The organism is Corynebacterium pseudodiphtheriticum (assembly GCF_023509295.1).
GTDB lineage: Bacteria > Actinomycetota > Actinomycetes > Mycobacteriales > Mycobacteriaceae > Corynebacterium > Corynebacterium pseudodiphtheriticum.
Map to the genome: position 1 here is coordinate 980,977 of NZ_CP091864.1, position 18,091 is coordinate 999,067.

Sequence of the window (18,091 nt, forward strand, 5' to 3'; positions counted from 1 at the left end):
ATCTTACAATTAGCCCTGCATCGGCCAAGAAGTTGCTACCGACGAGGCGTCTCGGTCACGGGAAGTCAGGTAGCGTTTAAATTCCATCTGCATTTCGTAGTAACCCACGGCTTGATACTCCATTAGCTCACCATCATCCATCTTTGCTAACTCCGGGAACCGCTGGTTCACTTGTTTCCAGGCAACACGAGCCGCGGCCATGGCATCGGCGGTGGCTTCGTGCGCGTTATCCAGTGGTACACCGTATTCCTCGCACACTTTGCTTAATGTGCGTGGCCCTTTGCGGTATTTATCTTTCAGTTTGTCGATAACGAACGGATCAAAGACGGGGCCGGTCACTGTGAAATCCTCGTCTAAACTCCGGAGCACAGTCAGGTCGTAATTCGCGTTATAAACAATCAGCGTTTTGCCTTCGTCCCAGCCTTTCTTGATTGCTGCGATGGTCTTTGCGAGTACTTCATCGTGGTCTTGGCCGTGCTCGCGAGCGTATTGCGTAGTAATTCCGTGTACATCGGTGGCTGGTTGCGGAATTTCTATGCCGGGGTTTGCCAGCATTTCTTGCGAGTCCACGGTCGAGCCTTCAATTGAGACCAGGGCAGAGGTGACAATCCGGGCCTCCTGAGGAATGTTCGAGGTTGTTTCTAAGTCGAAGGCAAGCATGCGGGAAGCGTTGAAACTCATGACCTACAGCCTAGACGCGCTTGCCCACAGACAGCTGCACTGGTTCGAACATTCAATGGAAGCTGTGCTCCTATTAGAATGGATGCACGTGAGTGATTTTGATGAAGCAGGTTTTGATGAAGCAGGATTGCGTCGCCGCTGGAATGAACTTGCCGACGAGGTTCGCTACCACCGTGAACGCTATTACAACGAGCAACCCGAAATCCCGGATGCGGAATTCGATGAGCTACTTCGTCGGTTAGCAAAGCTGGAGAAAGACTACCCGCAACTGGCGGTGCCTGACTCGCCCACCATGGAAGTCGGCGCACCGGTGCCCGAAGAGTCCAGCTTCGCCAATGTTGAGCACTTGGCGCCTATGCTGAGCTTAGATAATGCTTTTGACGACGGCGAGCTGCGTGATTGGCTCGCGCGTACCCCTGCTCCGGCCTACCTCACCGAATTAAAAATCGACGGGTTGTCGGTGGATTTGATCTACCGCAACGGCCAGCTGGATCGAGCAGCCACCCGTGGTGACGGAACCACTGGCGAAGACATCACCGCCAACGCCCGCGTCATCGAGGATATTCCACACGAACTCACTGCTACCGAGGAATACCCGATTCCGGAACTCATCGAAATTCGCGGTGAGGTTTATATGAACCCCGAAGATTTCGCCGTCATCAACGAAGAACGCGTGAAACTCGCTGAAGGGCAAGGTAAAAAGCCAGAGACATTCGCTAATCCGCGTAATGCGGCAGCGGGGGGCTTGCGGATGAAAAATACCGAAGAGGTGAAGAAGCGTCGGCTGCGCATGATCGCGCACGGTCTTGGCGCCCGGGAAGGTTTTGCACCCGACTCGCAGTGGGATGCTTATAAGGCTTTGGAGGCTTGGGGGCTTCCGGTATCGCCGTACACCAAACGGGTAACGAGCAGTGCGGAAGTACTTGCACAAGTGGAGTACTGGGGAGAGCATCGCCATGATGCTTTCTTCGAAATGGATGGCCTGGTCGTCAAAGTCGATGACTTGTCGACGCAGCGTGCACTTGGAGCAACCTCACGCGCACCGCGGTGGGCAATCGCCTTTAAATACCCGCCAGAAGAAGTTACCACCAAACTGTTGCGGATTGAGGTAGGCGTCGGTAGGACTGGTCGTGTGACGCCGTACGCAGTGATGGAGCCGGTATTTGTCGCAGGCACTACCGTTTCGATGGCTACCTTGCATAACCAGACAGAGGTCAAACGCAAAGGAGTATTGATCGGCGATACGGTGGTGATCCGAAAAGCCGGAGAGATCATTCCTGAGGTTTTAGGGCCGGTGGTGTCGCAGCGTGATGGCAGCGAGTATGAGTGGAGATTCCCCAGTGAATGCCCGTCATGTGGCAGCACCCTAGCGCCGCAAAAAGAAGGTGATGCCGATTGGCGCTGCCCGAATGCCCGCTCTTGCCCGGCACAACTAGGGGCGCGCTTGGAATATCTTGCCTCCCGTAAAGCATTCGATATCGAAGCCTTGGGAGAAAAGGGAGCGCACGATTTGATTGCCAGTGGGGTGGTGGTTGATGAATCAGATTTGTTTGGCATCAACGAAGAAGTGCTGATGAACTCCACTGTTTATACCCGTACGGTTAAAAAAGACAAGACTAAACGTGAGATCAATGCTTCGGGTCGGAAACTTTTAGAGAATCTAGAAACCGCACGGCAGGCTGATTTTTGGCGTGTGCTTATTGCTTTGTCGATCCGGCACGTAGGGCCTACTGCAGCACGGGCATTGGCCACGCGTTTTGGTTCGATGCAGGCATTGCGGGATGCCGACGTCGACAAGATTGCCGATGTGGATGGCGTCGGAATGACGATCGCCAATTCTCTGCAAGATTGGTTTAGCGTGGATTGGCATCGAGCCATCGTCGACAAGTGGGCTCAGGCCGGGGTGACTATGGAAGTCGAGGCCTCCCAACGTATGGAACAAACGTTGGAAGGGAAGACGATTGTGGTCACCGGAACGCTGGAAGGGTTTAGCCGCGATAGTGCCAAAGAAGCTATTGTTTCGCGTGGCGGAAAAGCTACCGGCTCAGTCTCGAAAAAGACTGATTATTTGGTGGCAGGAGAAAACGCCGGCTCGAAAGAAACCAAGGCTCGTGATTTGGGCGTGCGGATCTTGTCGGAAGAGGAGTTTGTGCAGCTTCTCGACGGCGCGTTCATTGCTGAGCACTAATCAATCAGCTTGCCCAGGATGTTTCCGAGGTGGCCTAGGTGTACTACTTCGCTGGCCAGGTAGTCTGGGCCGCCGGCGCGCCCAATGATTAAGACCAGTCCGCTGTCGCCTAGTGGAGCGCCAGCGAGAGCCGAATCCAAGATGCGCCAAGAATCAGGGATCCAGTCTTCGCTATCGGCAACCAAAACACGGGCAGAAGTGACGTCAATATCCGCAGGGATCGAACCGTCGTCTTCTGGGGCGGCGCTGGAGGCAGCCACGCGCGTGATCTTGTCGGTTGTGTCGACAATGATCGCCCAGGATGAGGTTAAGGCCTTCGGGAAAGCAGAGACAAAATCTTGTAAGGACGTACGTAACCCGCCGCGATTGGTTGCCAGATGTGACAACATTTCGATTTGCCCGCGGCGGTCGACGCGGCCGGAAAACGGCCGAATAGAGTCAACTTCGACACCGTCAACGGAGTTGGCTGCAGTAATTAGAGCATCTGCCATTACTCCTTGGGGCAAGTCGACGACGATATCGTCCATGACGGCATCAGCAGAAAACGCTTCAATAATGTCGACGGATTGAATATTGCCGCCGGTTTGGCCGATGGCGTCAGCTAATTGTCCGAGTGCTCCGGGGGTGTCTGGGAGCAGGACACGGATCAAAAACGACATGATTTATTGCCACCACTTTCTGAACTTCGAGTTCGCTGTCACCATCGTAGCAATCTGGCGCGTTGCTTAGTTGGGGGAAACCTTGTTTTGTTGTCTCACGTACCGGACTATCAGGCGTTGCTTAGCTACTGGTTCCAGTGGCGTAGCATAGTACGGGAGAAAATTGATTCACGAATATTGAAGGATTGAATCGACTGTGTCAGAAATATCCCGCGAAAAAATCGAGCACCTGGCGAAGCTATCGCGTCTTGCTTTAAGCGATGCAGAAATCGCGACTTATGCAGAACAAATCGACGGCATTGTGAACGCTGTTTCTGCGGTACAAAATGTGGATACTGCCGGGGTAGAACCCATGAGCCATCCACATTCGGTGAACGCCACCATGCGTAGCGACGATGTTGTGCGCACGCTGAATTCTGAGCAGGCTTTGGATCAGGCACCGGACGTACGTGATGACCGTTTCGTGGTTCCCAAGATTCGTGGCTAGTTCAGTGCTCACCTGTGAGCGCATGATAAATACTGCACAAGCGATAGAGGTAGAGAATTAATGACTGAATTTACCCGCCCAACAGATGGCATCACCTCGGAAACCGCGGCGGATTTGGCGCAGCGTATCCACGACCGCGAGATTACTTCGCGTGAGGTCACCCAGGCGTATCTGGACCGCATCAACGACACTAACGAGACTCTGAATTCGTTCTTGCACATTGGTGCAGAAGAGGCATTGGCCGCTGCAGATGCGGTGGATAAGGCCCTGGATAACGGGGAAAAGCCGGCTTCTGCATTGGCTGGGGTTCCGCTCGCGTTGAAGGACCTGCTGGTGACCACTGATGCGCCGACTACCGCGGCCTCGAAAATGCTGGAGGGCTACCGTAGCCCGTATGACGCAACCGTGACTCGTCGCTTGCGCGAAGCCGGCATTCCTATCCTGGGCAAAACTAACCTGGATGAATTTGCTATGGGTTCGTCAAACGAAAACTCGGCCTACGGGCCGGTGCGTAACCCTTATGACACTAACCGCACCCCGGGCGGATCTGGAGGCGGTACCGCAGCAGCTTTGGCATCTGGACAAGCACCATTGGGCATTGGTACGGATACCGGCGGTTCGATTCGCCAGCCAGCCGCACTGACAAATACTGTCGGTGTGAAGCCCACCTATGGCACGGTTTCGCGTTATGGCTTGATTGCTGCTGCTTCTTCACTGGATCAAGCAGGCCCGTGTGCGAACACTGTGTTGGATACCGCATTGCTGCATGAGGTAATTGCGGGGCATGACCCCTACGATGCCACCAGTATCGATAAAGCAGTGCCGGATGTTGTTGCTGCCGCCCGTGCGGGGGCAAACGGCGATCTGACCGGGCTCAAAGTTGGTGTCATCAAGCAGTTCGAACGCGATGGATGGCAGCCTGGCGTGATGGAGCAATATCACAAGGCAGTACAGACGCTGGTGGATAATGGTGCGGAAGTCGTCGAAGTAGATTGCCCGCACTTCGACGACGCATTGGCGGCTTATTACCTGATCATGCCGTGTGAAGTGTCATCCAACTTGGCCCGTTTCGACGGTATGCGGTATGGCAAGCGCGTGGGTGATGACGGAGAAAATTCCGCTAACCGGGTCATGGAGCTTTCGCGCGAAGCTGGCTTCGGCCCAGAGGTCAAGCGGCGCATCATGGTCGGAACTTACGCGTTGTCGGTCGGCTATTATGATGCTTATTACCTACAAGCGCAGCGCGTTCGCACCCTGGTAGCGCAGGACTTTGCCCGTGCATACGAAAAAGTCGACGTGCTGGTATCACCAACGACGCCGACTACAGCTTTCCCTCTGGGGGAAAAGGTTGAGGATCCAACCGCGATGTACAACTTTGACTTGTGCACGTTGCCGTTGAACTTGGCTGGTGTCTGCGGTATGTCCGTACCTTCTGGTATGGCGGGAGATACCCAGTTGCCAACCGGTCTACAGATTATGGCTCCGGCCTTCGCCGACGAACGTTTGTACCGCGTTGGTGCAGCCTACGAGGCTTTAGTACGCAATTAAAATGAAATAGGACGTACCCGGTGCTGGCCACATATTAGGCGCGGTGCCGGGTACGTTCCACCAGTGCTTTATTTCCGATCGGATAGGGCGTACGCCGCACCCGCGGTGGCTGCGGTTACCACGCCAACTGCTGGCCAGGAGCCGATCTTCTTTGCCAAAGGGTGCGATAGGCCGAATGCTGCGATGTATCCGCCCAGCAATCCAGCTGTGGTTGCCGGGGTGGTCTTAGCAGCCCATGAGCGTGCCGCCCAGTAACCAGCAGAGCCGAGTATCACGCCACCGAGGGGGCGAATTCCGGTCTGGACGGCGGTGAGATAGCCGCCCGCCAAACCGAAAGCAGTGGTGGTTGCCGTCGATACTTCTTGCGGAGATTTCTTATCGATTAATGCCATGCCCGTTAGTCTAGGCCTCAGTACTGGTTCCGCGCTAGGATCAGCGGAGTGACTCCCTCGCCCGGCCGACGACAGACGTCCGCAGAAAATAGGCATACCGCTGCCGAATCGACAGTGCTTCCAGAATCCCAGGCATGGAAGGCTATGTTCGCCCTCTCACTGGGCTTTTTCATGTCTTTGCTGGATCAAACCCTAGTTGCGGTGGCACTTCCGAGCATACGACGAGAGTTCGATGCGTCGTTGGCACAAACCCTTTGGGTATCTTCCGGGTTTCTCCTGTTCGTGGTGGTTCCTTTGTTGTTTACCGGACGGTTGGGAGATCGGCTCGGACAAAGACGCCTCTTTCGCATTGGTATTACCGTCTTTGTTATTGGTGCGATCGCTTCCGCTACAGCATCTAGTATCGAATTATTGATTGCTGCTCGTTGCTTACAAGGACTCGGCGCATCCATTCAAATGCCGCAGACTATGTCGGTAATCAACCGAGTTTTTGCCCGTGAGCGTCGTGGGCGCGCGTTAGGGGTATGGGGAATTATCGGCTCGGTAGCTGCGATTACCGGGCCGGTACTCGGTGGCGCACTAGTTAATTCGTCTTCATGGCAGGCGGTATTTCTTATCCACGTGCCTTTAGGCGTCCTAGCTGTTGTCTTGGCGACGCTGTGGGTACCTCGTATGCCGACCTATGCCCGAAAGGTAGATCCACTGTCCGTGGCAGTGTCCTTGCTTTCTATGCTGTTATTGGTTGGTGCGATCCAGCAGGCGCCGGAGGCCGACTGGGCGTGGTGGATTTGGCTCATGCTGTTGGCCGGCATCGCTGGTTTGTATGGCTTTATTAGGTTGCAAGCTACTGCGCAGGCACGTGGCGTGGAAGCCATGATCCCGTTGTTTTTATTCCGGAATCACAATTACCGGCTGGGGATTATCATCATCGCGTGCATGGGTTTTATGGCGGCGTCGTTGATGCTACCGATCATGCTGTGGTTGCAAGACGGTCAGGGCTTGGACTCTGCTAGCGCGGGTCTGGTGATGGTTCCGATGGCATTGGCCTCGTTATTTGTGTCGCCGATCGCGGGCATCATGGCGGATAAATTCCATCCGCGCAATCTTGTCGTCGCTGGGTTCAGCACGATGCTGAGTGCGTGCGCAGCATGCTGGTGGATCATGGCTCATGAGTTTCCTCTCTGGTGGCTTGCGGTTGCCGTGAGCCTTTTGGGAATTGGCCAGTCTTTTGTCTGGGGCACGAACTCGGCTACTACCATGCGTGATGTGGAACCTCGGATCATGGGGGCTGCCTCAGGCGTTTATAACACCGCGCGGCAATTAGGCTCGGTGTTCGGTGTGTCTATTTTATCGGCGTTGCTACAAATCACTGTTGCTGCTTCGGGTTTAGCGGTGGGGGCTGCCAATGCGCTCTTGTTGCTCGTGGCGGTATTGGCTATCGGTTTGTTGACCTCGTTGTTTTATCGTAAAACTATTTAGAATTCGGCCGGCAGCAGGTATTGGTGGCTGTGGCGAGCATGCTAAAAATTGGGAGTACTCGGTAGCGAGACGTACCGCACGCTGCAACTCTGCGCTGGCTTGCCTACAGTAGAAGCATGCGTATTGCCACATTGACTTCGGGCGGCGACTGCCCAGGTCTGAACGCCGTTATCCGTGCCGTCGTTCGCACGGCGAATCAGGAACATGATTCCACTGTCGTCGGTTACCGTGACGGCTGGTTGGGCTTGTTGGATGACGATCGTGTCGACCTTTACGACGATGACGCCATCGATAAGATCTTGGTTCGCGGTGGCACTATTTTAGGAACCGGACGCCTACACCCGGATATTTTCAAAGCTAGTTTAGAAACGATCAAGGATAATCTTGCTGACGCCCGCGTCGATGCGTTAATCGCAATTGGCGGTGAAGGCACGCTGAAAGGCGCGAAATGGTTGGCCGATAACGGTGTCCCTGTGATTGGTGTGCCGAAAACCATTGATAATGATGTGTTGGCAACTGATTATACCTTTGGGTTTGATAGTGCAGTCGCGGTTGCTACTGACGCAATTGACCGCCTGCACGCTACTGCGGAATCACACCAGCGGATCTTTATCGTGGAAGTCATGGGGCGGCATACCGGATGGATTGCTTTGCACGCAGGTTTAGCTGGAGGTGCTCACCATATCGTGATTCCGGAAGTTCCTTTCGATGTCAGTGAAATCACCAAGTCGATGGAACGGCGTTTCCAGATGGGTGAGAAGTACGGCATTATCGTGGTCGCGGAAGGTGCGCAACCGCGACCAGGCACTATGGCGGTCGATGACAAGGGGGTCGACGAATTCGGCCACCGTCGGCTCGGTGGTATGGGGCAGTTGATCGGGGAGGAAATATCACGTTCTACTGGTTATGATGTGCGGACCACCGTACTGGGACATGTGCAGCGTGGAGGTACCCCCACCGCGTTTGACCGCGTCCTCGCCAGCCGATTTGGCGTGCATGCCACCCGCGCGGCCCATCGCGGCGAATTCGGCTCCTGCGTGGTGTTAAAAGGAGAGTATATCGAGACGCTTCCGCTGGCAGAGGTCGTCTCTAGGCTCAAAACTGTGCCTATGCGTCGTTACGAAATTGCCCAGGCGCTGTTCGGCTAAATAGCGGTGCTGAAGCCCCGTGCACGAAGTCCCGGCCAAAACCATTACCATGGTGGCTATGACTGCTGCGATGTATGATTTGCTGGACTACGACGAAGTCCTAGAAAAGTACGACCCGGTGATGGGTCTTGAGGTCCATGTTGAGTTGGGGACGGAAACCAAGATGTTTTCTACCTCCTCGGCGCATTTCGGTGATGCACCAAACTCAAATGTCGATCCGGTCTCGCTGGGGCTGCCTGGTGCACTGCCTGTAGTTAACGCCAAAGGCGTGGAATGGGCTATCAAGATTGGCCTGGCATTGAATTGCCAGATTGCAGAATCTTCCCGGTTTGCCCGGAAAAATTATTTTTATCCGGATCAGCCGAAAAACTACCAAATTTCGCAGTACGATGAGCCGATTGCTTACGACGGCTACCTCGATGTGGTATTGGATGACGGCACCGAGTGGCGTGTAGAAATTGAGCGCGCGCATATGGAAGAAGACACCGGCAAGTTGACCCACTTGGGTGGCGCTGATGGTCGTATTCACGGTGCAACTGCGTCATTGGTTGATTACAACCGTGCTGGCATTCCGTTGATTGAGATTGTGACTAAGCCAATCGTCGGCGCCGGTGAACGGGCCCCGGAGGTTGCTCGGGCTTATGTGACCGCTTTACGTGAACTGGTTGCAGCGCTCGGTGTCTCTGATGCTCGCATGGATCAAGGATCAATGCGTGTAGATTCCAACCTTTCCTTGCGTCCAAAGGGCAGGGAGGAATTCGGAACTCGTACCGAGACGAAAAACATAAACTCGCTGAAATCAGTAGAGCAGGCAGTACGGTTCGAAATGCAGCGCCAGGCTTATGCATTGGATAACGGCGAGGAGATTGCGCTGGAAACTCGCCACTACCAGGAGTCGGACGGTTCGACGGCCCAGGGACGCCCGAAAGAGACTGCGGAAGATTACCGTTATTTCAACGATCCAGACTTGCCACCGGTATCTGCTCCGCGCGAATGGGTAGAAGAAATCAAACAGACACTTCCAGAAATGCCGTGGATTCGCCGTGCGCGTATTCAGGAAGAGTGGGGCCTGAAAGATAAAGAGATGCGTGATCTCGTCAACGCGGGTGCGCTCGAGCTAATCATTGAGACCACGGAGCACGGTGCGACCGCCGATGAGGCTCGTGCCTGGTGGGTTTCTTACTTGTCTGGCAAGGCCAACGAAAGTGGCCTGGAACTGGCTGCGTTGCAGATTAGCCCGGCACAGGTTGCGCGCGTCGTGGAGTTGGTCAAGGAAGGAAAGTTGACCACGAAGCTGGGGCGTAAGGCCGTCGACGGAGTTTTGGAAGGCGAAGGCGATGTCGACGAGGTCGTCGCCAAGCGCGGTCTTGAGGTCGTTCGTGATGATGGTGCGATTGAAAAAGCAGTTGATGACGCCTTGGCTGATAACCCGGATATTGTGGAGAAATACCGCGCCGGAAACAAGAAAGTCACTGGCGCTATCGTGGGTGCCGTGATGAAAGCTACGCAGGGTAAAGCTGACCCAGGTCAAGTCAACAAATTGATCGCGGAAAAGCTAGCGGAATAAACGCTCAACAATACAAAATGCCTTAGTGCGTGTATCGTAGGAACGTCAATTCTTCGAAGACAATGTTCTTACACTAAGAAAGAGCGATGATTCGTGTCTTATACACGCATTACAGGTATTGCCCTGTCCTTTGTGGGCCTCGTTGTCGGTGCAGGTTTTGCTACCGGCCGTGAGGTCGTACAGTATTTCTCGTCCTATGGAATGTGGGGGCTAGCAGGTGCTGCGGTAGCAGGCATCGTTATGGCCCTGGCTGGAACTGTGTTTCTGCAATTGGGCAGTTATTTCCATGCCCGCGAACACCGCTTGGTGTTTAAACGCACCACACATCCAATCGTGTCCATCTTGTTGGACATTTCGGTAGTCATCACTCTGTTCTCTATCGGTTTTGTGATGCTTGCAGGTGCCGGTTCTAACTTAGAGCAGCAATTCGGTTGGCAGCCATGGATTGGTTCCACGGTTATGCTGGTTCTGGTTCTTGTAGCCGGAATGTTGGATGTCAATAAAGTTTCGCGCATCATCGGTTTGCTTACGCCGTTGATTATCATCGCGATTGTTTCTGTTGCCATCTATACCTTCTTCAACTGGCCAGACGATGTGAATTTGGTTGCGCAACGTTCTGCTGAAATTGAGAGCCCAATTAGTAACTGGCTGTTGTCGGCTCTTAACTACAACGGTCTCGCGTTGATCCTTGCGGTCTCGATGACCTTGGTTATTGGTGGCGACTACCTGGATCCACGTGAAGCTGGTTGGGGTGGCTTGTTCGGTGGTATCGCTTACGCCATCATGTTGGTTCTGGCGACCATGGCGATGTTGTTCAATGCAGAGTTGATTGATGGAACCTCGATTCCGATGCTCACCCTGGTTGATGACATCAACGAAAACCTCGGCCTGATCATGGCGCTAGTGATCTTCGCCATGGTGTTTAACACCGCAATTGGTATGTTCTACGCTCTCGGTAAGCGCCTTTCCGCTGGCCGCGAGAACCAGTACCGCGTGATCTTCATTGTGGGCACCTTGCTGGGATTTGCCGTCAGCTTTATCGGCTTCGACATCCTGATGCAATACGTTTACCCAGTTCTGGGTTACATGGGCATGTTCATGGTTGTGGTGCTGGTTGGTGCCTGGATTAAGTCTTTCTCGCGGATTCGCGATGAAGCCACTAAACGCGCGCGCTTGCGCCAACTGATGTACTTGTCTTTGCACCCTGATAAGGAACTTGAAAAGAAGCACAACGAAGAAATGCAGAAGTTGGTTTCGGAGTCCAACTTGGGCGACAAGGAACTGTACAACTACATTTCGGATGAAGTCGCCACTCAGCTGGATGATGACGATGAGGTCGATTTCAGCATCGGCGAAGACTACAAGTTGCTTGCCGACGAAAACCAAATCGAAGCCAAGGAAGAAAAGACGGCAGATACCTATGCGGATTCTCTCGCCCAGGATTCCGTGCGGCCTGCAGATGAGTCTCCTTCTGAAAAAGAAGAGAAGCGGCCGCAAGCCGAGTAATCGGATGGGCGTTTAGTTTTCTACCCGACCTAATGTAAGCGGAAGAGTTCGCGTTGCATTTGGGTCGGGTTTTTTAGTTTTTCTTCTTCGGGCAGTGCGCCGGGGAGGCTGGTGCCTTCTGCGAATGGTGCACCAGCTAGATGGTCACGCCCGTGTGGTTGTGCCAGCCCGGACATGTCTGGGCCAGCGGGCACGATCTGCGTAGGATTAACTTCGCGGTGCACGATGTAATAATGTTGTTTGATCTCAGTGAAATCCGTCGTGTCGCCAAACCCAGGGGTTTGGAATAGCTCGCGCAGGTAGCCGTAGACGTTATGCATTTCGCTGATTTTGTTGCGGTTGGCTTTGAAATGACCATGGTAAACGGCATCAAAGCGAATCAAGGTAGCGTAGGCCCGGATATCGGTTTCGGTGATGTGCTCACCCATGATGAAACGCCGGGATGCTAGGCGCTGTTCGAGCCAGTCCAATACTTCGAAGACATCTGCGTAGGCTTGTTCGTAGGCTTCTTGCGATGCGGAGAATCCACAGCGGTAGACGCCATTGTTGAATTTTTTGAAGATGAACTCGTTAATCTCGTGCATTTCTGCGTGTTGCTCGCGCGGTGGGAGTAGGTTCGGAGCCCCTTCGCGGTGGTATTTTGTCCATTCGGTCTGGAAATCGCGCACGAGCGATGAGAAATCGTTGGTGACTACTTTTCGGCTAGATTCTTCTACTAGCGCGGGCACTGTGATGCCGCGGGGATAGTCGGGGAAGCGGTTAAAATAGGCGTCCTGGAGACGAGGAATGCGTAGTACAGGATCGACCTGGCCTGGGTCCAGGTCGAAGGTCCAGGAACGTTTATCGTGTGTAGGGCCGGCTAGCCCTAGGGAAATGACGTCTTCTAGACCTAGTAGTCGGCGCACTATCACTGCGCGGTGTGCCCATGGGCAGGCACGTGCCGCTACCAGGCGGTACCGGTGCGGTTGGACTGGCCAATGCATGACGTCCTGCTCTGCTGGTTGCGCCTGGGTGGTGTTTACTGATGCGAGGATACGGTCCCCAATGTAGTTGGTATCGCGTCGGAATTCTCCGCTAGTGGCAGCGTTCTGGGCGTCTCCGGCCCAATCATCTGTTTGTGGCATGCGTAATTGATCTCCCTAGTACGAAAACTATATGACGTGTCAACTATAGCAAAAGCTGTGATAATCTGAGCGCACTATGCGAGCGCTAAGAAAAACTACGGGCATTGCCCTGATCGGTGCAGTATCGGTGCTGTTATCAGGCTGCACTGTTTCTGAAGATGCAGATTCCATCCAGGGGCAAGCTGTTGCGACGGCAACCACCACGGTGTCGACCACGGTCACCACTACGCAGGCTGCCGAAACGAATGCGGAAGCATCTGAGAATCAGAGTGCGCAGAATCCGTTTCCGCACGCGCAACCAGGTGTCTATACTGACGACTCGCTGGATTACCGTGCCATGCACCAGAGCTTGGAGATCAAAGGCCGAGCCCCGAAAACCGGCTATGAAAGGGAGCGTTTTGGCTCTGCCTGGGCTGATGATGTGAATGTCGCTGGTGGGCGTAATGGCTGTGATACTCGCAACGATATTTTGCAACGCGATCTAGCTCAGATCTCTGTTCGCAATGGGACCCACGGGTGCCTTGTGGAAAGCGGCGAGTTTACTAGCCCGTATACCGGTGAACACATTGACTTTCGTCGTGGGGACAATCAGGTAGATATCGAACACGTAGTTGCGCTTGGCGACGCCTGGGTGAAGGGGGCTTTCGAATGGGGTGAAGCTAAGCGCCGTGATTTCGCGAATGACCCGATTAATCTCTTGGCCGTGGACGCATCCAGCAATCGCGCGAAAGGTGCAGCTGATGCTGCCAGTTGGTTGCCGCCCAACAAGGCTTTTCGTTGCGATTATGGGCGTATTCAGGTTCACGTGAAATATGTTTACGGGTTATGGGCTACTGACGCTGAACATCGAGCGCTTGGCGAATTGTTGGACCAGTGCTAGTAACCTCTTCGGTTTATTGGTGGGTTGGTGCCTGGTTTCTGCAGGATGATCGCATAAATTGGGTCCATGAGCGATCGAAAAAATACTTCCAACGCAGCCCAAGATGGCAATGCTGGCCGAAAACCAGATAAAGCGGATTTTCACGATGACGCATTCGACGTCCCCACCTATGAGGGGCCGCAAACATCGACGACGCAACCTTCCGAAAAACCACAACGGGCCAAAGCTGACACAGAGAAATCTTCTCCGTCTACAGAAGCTCGTACAACTATTTTCGAACGAGCTGGCCGGGCAGCTCCGCAGGTGATTGAGCCGAATTCTAGCGAAATCCGCGCTACTGGTGCGAGCGTTGATTCCGAACCAACTACGCAGTTTGCCCAGCCAGAGGCGGCTACTAATACTGGCGCGGCGGATGCTGGCACACCGAATGCTGGTAAACCGGACGCTGGTGTGTCGGACGCAGCGGATGAGCATCGTCCGGAATACCGGGATGAAGATTTTGCCGCTACCGAAGTCATTGATCCTGCTGGTAAGCAGGCCACCGTACCGGTTGCAGCATCTGCTACACCACAGCAAGCCGGGTATTCGGGGCCAACTCAGCAAGGTGTTCCACAGGGCCAGCATGGTCTCGCCAACGATGAACAGATTCCGGTTGATGAGCCTTATGCACAGGGAGCTGGTGTCTCAGCCGAAACGCCTGGCAACGCAGCTAGTGCAGAGCCGGTGACCACGGTTGATACTCGTCGCGGGACTATCGATTTGGGGCTGTTCCTGCTGCGCATTGCGCTTTCTGTGTGGTTGATCATTCAAGCGACCGGGACATTTTTCACGCTGGGCTCCCATGAGGGTATTGCAGGCTTAGAATCTGATTTCTCTGCTTATAGCCAAGCACACTTATTGGCCATCGCAGTTCCGTCCGTACAATTGGCTGCTGGTATCTTCTTGTTGCTTGGCCTGTTAGCACCAGTTGCTGCCATGCTTGCGTGGATTGTGACCGGGTTTTTGGTCGTCCACGAGATTGCCCAGGCGCAAACTGGTCTCAACGTTTTCAACTGGGAAGAAACTTTGTGGGTGCCGGTGATGGCAGCGGTTCTTGCCCTGGTAGTGCAATTTACCGGGCCCGGATTGTATGCGCTTGATGGTGCGCGCGGCTGGGCACGACGCCCGCTCGCTTCCTCCTGGCTCTTTATGATCCTCGGCATTGCGGCAGTAGTGGCCGCATGGTGGCTGCTGGCAGGAACCAACCCGTTGTCGGCTTAAAGCGTTATTTTATCGCTCGCCCCGGTTTGGCTGGGCACTCCTGCCAGCGATTTCCCGTACCGGTGATACTTGCCTTGTGGCCGGCATTCCCAGGCGATAACGAGCAGGGTTGCTAAGCCGAGCCAGACGAAATCACTAACAAATACCTTTGGCCAGAAGCTTAATGCGTGTACTTCGATGGCATCGCCGTACCACCATTTTGGTGGTTGCTCGAGGACTACCAGAACGGAAATCCAGAGCGCGACGACAGCCCCAAGGCCGTAATCACGCATGCTATGTGCCCGCCAGAACCACACCGGGACCGCTAGTGCTAACCAGACCCAATGGTGGGACCACGACACTGGAGAAATCAATAGCATGATTATTGCGTTGATAAGCCAAGCGTCGACGAGATAGCCACGGCGCAATAACTGGAGCATGATCCATGCGCCAGTGGCGATAGTCAGAATTACCAACACTGCCCAGAGAGCAGTCACGAGGTTTCCAGAATCTTCCAAAGCTTGTTCGCTGCTAAACCAGCGCTGGATCATGCCACGCCAGGAGCTGTTTGATTGGTACGAGGTATTGACTCCGAAATCTCCACCCGAACCCATTCCCAGAAGGCGAGCACCATAAAATTCCCAGGTGGCATCGAAGCGCACGATAGCGGCAAGCAGTGTTGCGAGTGCAGCAGAAATACCGGCGGTGACTATTGCACGGAAGTCTTTGCGGAGCAGGAAATAGAGCAGCATTGCCAATGGCGTTAGTTTGATTGCGGCGGCGATGCCGATTAGCCATCCTTGTGGGAGTGTGCGTTTGCGGGGTACAAGATCGAGTACCACCAACGACATGAGGATGACGTTAATCTGGGCGAAGCTGTGGTTGAGCTCCACCGGCTCACTGATTAAAGCCAACGCCCAAGAAATAGCTGCGGCTGGCATGGCCCAGCGGTTAGCGTCGAGTAGCCAGCGCCATACCAGCCACAAGCAGAGCAGCAAGAGTGCGTTGGAGAGTGCGATGACGATACGCCCCGCGAAGGTGTCATCAATCCCAGGGATTATATTGAGCGGTGCCATAAATAGTGCGCCAAACGGCGGATAGATAAATGGCAGCGCGAGGTCGCCGGCAAACATGGGCTCGGAATACATTTCCCGACCGTGCAAAAATGCGTCAACGCCCTGCCGGTAGATCACCATATCCACCGGCGACGCTGTTTTGTTGATGCGATAAAACGTTGCGGCTAGCCCAGCAATTAGCCCGATAATGGTTAGCAACGGAACACTGTGGTGCCGCAACCTAGTGTCTCTGCTAGTCAACTTGGCGTACGGCCCCTTTATCTGCGCTGGTAGCCATCTTGGCATAAGCACGCAGCGCCTTGGTTACGGTGCGCTTACGTTCGGTGGGCTGCCACGGTTGTGCACGGTTTTCCATTTCTTGGCGACGGCGTGCAATTTCTTCGTCGGCAAGTTCCAGGGTTAAGCTCCTGTCCTTGACGGAAATGCGGATGGTATCGCCATTTTCGATCAATCCGATTAAACCACCTGCTGCAGCTTCTGGTGAGATATGCCCAATGGACAGCCCTGAAGTACCTCCGGAGAACCGGCCATCCGTGATCAGAGCGCACTTTTTGCCCAGCCCAGCGCCCTTCAAGAACGAGGTAGGGTGCAGCATTTCTTGCATCCCTGGACCTCCGGCAGGGCCTTCGTAACGGATTACGACGACCTCACCAGGTTGTACTTCGCGCTTGAGGATTGCGCTGACAGCAGCTTCTTGGGATTCCAGCACGCGGGCCGGGCCACTAAATTCCCAAAGGCTTTCGTCTACACCCGCGGTTTTCAATACAGCGCCATCAGGCGAGAGATTGCCACGCAGGACGACGAGTCCGCCGTCGGCAGAATGGGCGTGCATAACATCATGGATACAACCTGTCTCAGCATCGGTATCCAATGATTCCCAACGGTTTGTGCTGGAGAAAGGCTCAGTGGTGCGCACACCGCCTGGTGCTGCATAAAACAGATCCTCGGCGTCTGTGATTGCTTTGCCCCCGCGGATGTCCCAGTCGTTAAGCCAGCCATCCAGGGTGTCGTACTGCACCGTATGAACATCTTCGTCCAGCAAACCACCCCGTCGTAGTTCGCCCAAGATCGCGGGGATGCCACCCGCGCGGTGCACATCTTCTACGTGGTACATCCCATTTGGAGCGACTTTCGACAGACACGGCACTTGGTGTGAGATTTCCTCGATATCGTGTAGATCGAAATCGACCTCGCCTTCTTGGGCTGCAGCGAGGGTATGCAAAATCGTGTTGGTGGAACCGCCCATAGCCATATCGAGCGCCATTGCGTTACGGAACGCCTTCTTCGTAGCGACGCTGCGTGGCAAGACGGATTCATCTTCGTTACCGTAATAGCGCTCGCACATGTCGACGATCAACTGGCCTGCTTTTTGGAACAAACTGTGGCGTGCCTGGTGTGTTGCCAACGTGGTGCCGTTGCCTGGCAAAGATAAACCAAGGGCTTCGGTCAGACAGTTCATTGAGTTGGCTGTAAACATGCCGGAGCACGATCCGCAGGTAGGGCAGGCTGATTCCTCGATTTTGGCAAGTTCGGTGTCAGAAACTTTGTCGTTAGCCGATGCGGAGATGGCGTCGACAAGATCTGAAGACGACTGTGCAACGCCGTCGACGACGACGGCTTTTCCGGCTTCCATCGGGCCGCCGGACACAAAAACGGTTGGAATGTTTAGGCGCATCGCTGCATTAAGCATGCCTGGCGTGATCTTATCGCAGTTGGAAATACACACCATTGCGTCGACAGTGTGAGCGTTAACCATGTACTCGACAGAATCGGAGATGATTTCCCGAGAAGGCAAGGAATACAGCATGCCCGAGTGACCCATGGCGATTCCGTCGTCCACCGCGATAGTATTGAATTCTTTCGGTACACCTCCAGCTTCGCGTACTTGTTCGGCAACGATATCTCCGACGTTCTTTAAGTGCACGTGACCAGGCACGAATTGCGTGTAGGAATTCACGATTGCCACGATTGGCTTACCGAATTCATTATCCCGGGTGCCGGTGGCACGCCATAAAGCGCGTGCGCCTGCAGCATTGCGGCCAACGGTGGTTACTTTCGAGCGAAGAGGGTACACAAGGATGTCTTTCTATTTTGGGGTTTAGTCGGCGAAGCGGGGA

General features: G+C 54.3%; 15 protein-coding genes. 9 read left to right on the forward strand and 6 right to left on the reverse strand.

All coding sequences use genetic code 11. The features are described 5' to 3' along the window. Positions 1-9: 9 nt before the first annotated feature. Positions 10-681 (reverse strand): 3'-5' exonuclease, encoded by a 672-nt coding sequence (locus L9H78_RS04405; protein WP_249618634.1) that lies wholly within the window; start codon positions 679-681, stop codon positions 10-12. A gap of 82 nt (positions 682-763) precedes the next feature. Here L9H78_RS04405 and ligA point away from each other — a divergent pair, with 82 nt between their 5' ends. Next, positions 764-2,869: an NAD-dependent DNA ligase LigA gene (ligA, locus tag L9H78_RS04410; RefSeq protein ID WP_249618813.1), complete on the forward strand. Its 2,106-nt coding sequence runs from the start codon at positions 764-766 to the stop codon at positions 2,867-2,869. On the opposite strand, the gene L9H78_RS04415 is transcribed toward ligA, so the two are convergent. Next, positions 2,866-3,528, reverse strand: coding sequence for an ACT domain-containing protein (locus L9H78_RS04415; RefSeq protein WP_023019617.1), 663 nt, complete (start codon positions 3,526-3,528; stop codon positions 2,866-2,868). The two genes, ligA and L9H78_RS04415, sit on opposite strands and share 4 nt — an antisense overlap. 196 nt (positions 3,529-3,724) lie before the next feature. Between L9H78_RS04415 and gatC the strand changes: the two genes are divergently transcribed. Both gatC and gatA read left to right on the forward strand, forming a co-directional pair. Then, positions 3,725-4,015 carry an Asp-tRNA(Asn)/Glu-tRNA(Gln) amidotransferase subunit GatC gene (gene gatC / locus L9H78_RS04420; RefSeq protein ID WP_249618635.1) on the forward strand — a complete coding sequence of 97 codons (291 nt, stop codon included), beginning with the start codon at positions 3,725-3,727 and terminating at the stop codon, positions 4,013-4,015. Between the two features lie 60 nt (positions 4,016-4,075). Beyond that, positions 4,076-5,563, forward strand: coding sequence for an Asp-tRNA(Asn)/Glu-tRNA(Gln) amidotransferase subunit GatA (gene gatA / locus L9H78_RS04425; protein ID WP_249620597.1), 1,488 nt, complete (start codon positions 4,076-4,078; stop codon positions 5,561-5,563). A 68-nt stretch (positions 5,564-5,631) separates the two neighbouring features. Here the strand turns inward: gatA and L9H78_RS04430 are convergent, their stop codons facing one another. Further along, positions 5,632-5,955 (reverse strand): hypothetical protein, encoded by a 324-nt coding sequence (locus L9H78_RS04430; RefSeq protein WP_249620598.1) that lies wholly within the window; start codon positions 5,953-5,955, stop codon positions 5,632-5,634. A 144-nt stretch (positions 5,956-6,099) separates the two neighbouring features. Between L9H78_RS04430 and L9H78_RS04435 the strand changes: the two genes are divergently transcribed. From L9H78_RS04435 to L9H78_RS04450, 4 genes are all read left to right on the forward strand, one after another. Then, a complete protein-coding gene (locus L9H78_RS04435; RefSeq protein WP_249620735.1) occupies positions 6,100-7,434 on the forward strand; it encodes an MFS transporter in 1,335 nt (444 codons plus the stop codon). 116 nt (positions 7,435-7,550) lie between these two features. Beyond that, positions 7,551-8,582: a 6-phosphofructokinase gene (locus tag L9H78_RS04440; RefSeq protein WP_249620599.1), complete on the forward strand. Its 1,032-nt coding sequence runs from the start codon at positions 7,551-7,553 to the stop codon at positions 8,580-8,582. A 58-nt stretch (positions 8,583-8,640) separates the two neighbouring features. Further along, positions 8,641-10,149, forward strand: coding sequence for an Asp-tRNA(Asn)/Glu-tRNA(Gln) amidotransferase subunit GatB (gene gatB / locus L9H78_RS04445; protein WP_249620600.1), 1,509 nt, complete (start codon positions 8,641-8,643; stop codon positions 10,147-10,149). 93 nt (positions 10,150-10,242) lie between these two features. Continuing rightward, entirely contained in the window at positions 10,243-11,655 is a 1,413-nt protein-coding gene (locus L9H78_RS04450) for a YkvI family membrane protein (RefSeq protein WP_249618637.1), read from the forward strand. Between the two features lie 29 nt (positions 11,656-11,684). Here L9H78_RS04450 and L9H78_RS04455 read toward each other — a convergent pair whose 3' ends face one another. After that, positions 11,685-12,779: a glutathione S-transferase C-terminal domain-containing protein gene (locus tag L9H78_RS04455; RefSeq protein WP_249620601.1), complete on the reverse strand. Its 1,095-nt coding sequence runs from the start codon at positions 12,777-12,779 to the stop codon at positions 11,685-11,687. Between the two features lie 76 nt (positions 12,780-12,855). On the opposite strand from L9H78_RS04455, the gene L9H78_RS04460 reads away from it, so the two are divergent. Both L9H78_RS04460 and L9H78_RS04465 read left to right on the forward strand, forming a co-directional pair. After that, the gene (locus tag L9H78_RS04460) at positions 12,856-13,659 is read left to right on the forward strand and encodes an HNH endonuclease family protein (RefSeq protein WP_249620602.1); all 804 of its coding nucleotides are present in this window, start codon (positions 12,856-12,858) and stop codon (positions 13,657-13,659) included. Between the two features lie 66 nt (positions 13,660-13,725). Beyond that, positions 13,726-14,919: a DoxX family protein gene (locus tag L9H78_RS04465; protein ID WP_249620603.1), complete on the forward strand. Its 1,194-nt coding sequence runs from the start codon at positions 13,726-13,728 to the stop codon at positions 14,917-14,919. Here L9H78_RS04465 and L9H78_RS04470 read toward each other — a convergent pair. Next, positions 14,916-16,172: a glycosyltransferase family 87 protein gene (locus L9H78_RS04470; protein ID WP_249620604.1), complete on the reverse strand. Its 1,257-nt coding sequence runs from the start codon at positions 16,170-16,172 to the stop codon at positions 14,916-14,918. The genes L9H78_RS04465 and L9H78_RS04470 overlap by 4 nt on opposite strands. A 34-nt stretch (positions 16,173-16,206) precedes the next feature. Beyond that, entirely contained in the window at positions 16,207-18,048 is a 1,842-nt protein-coding gene (gene ilvD / locus L9H78_RS04475) for a dihydroxy-acid dehydratase (protein ID WP_249620605.1), read from the reverse strand. Positions 18,049-18,091: the final 43 nt, after the last annotated feature.

Coding starts and splice junctions, on each gene's coding strand:
- L9H78_RS04405 (WP_249618634.1), bottom strand. CDS start 681: ATGAGTTTCAACGCTTCCCGCATGCTTGCCTTCGACTTAGAAACAACC.
- ligA (WP_249618813.1), top strand. CDS start 764: ATGCACGTGAGTGATTTTGATGAAGCAGGTTTTGATGAAGCAGGATTG.
- L9H78_RS04415 (WP_023019617.1), bottom strand. CDS start 3,528: ATGTCGTTTTTGATCCGTGTCCTGCTCCCAGACACCCCCGGAGCACTC.
- gatA (WP_249620597.1), top strand. CDS start 4,076: ATGACTGAATTTACCCGCCCAACAGATGGCATCACCTCGGAAACCGCG.
- L9H78_RS04430 (WP_249620598.1), bottom strand. CDS start 5,955: ATGGCATTAATCGATAAGAAATCTCCGCAAGAAGTATCGACGGCAACC.
- L9H78_RS04435 (WP_249620735.1), top strand. CDS start 6,100: ATGTTCGCCCTCTCACTGGGCTTTTTCATGTCTTTGCTGGATCAAACC.
- L9H78_RS04440 (WP_249620599.1), top strand. CDS start 7,551: ATGCGTATTGCCACATTGACTTCGGGCGGCGACTGCCCAGGTCTGAAC.
- gatB (WP_249620600.1), top strand. CDS start 8,641: ATGACTGCTGCGATGTATGATTTGCTGGACTACGACGAAGTCCTAGAA.
- L9H78_RS04455 (WP_249620601.1), bottom strand. CDS start 12,779: ATGCCACAAACAGATGATTGGGCCGGAGACGCCCAGAACGCTGCCACT.
- L9H78_RS04460 (WP_249620602.1), top strand. CDS start 12,856: ATGCGAGCGCTAAGAAAAACTACGGGCATTGCCCTGATCGGTGCAGTA.
- L9H78_RS04465 (WP_249620603.1), top strand. CDS start 13,726: ATGAGCGATCGAAAAAATACTTCCAACGCAGCCCAAGATGGCAATGCT.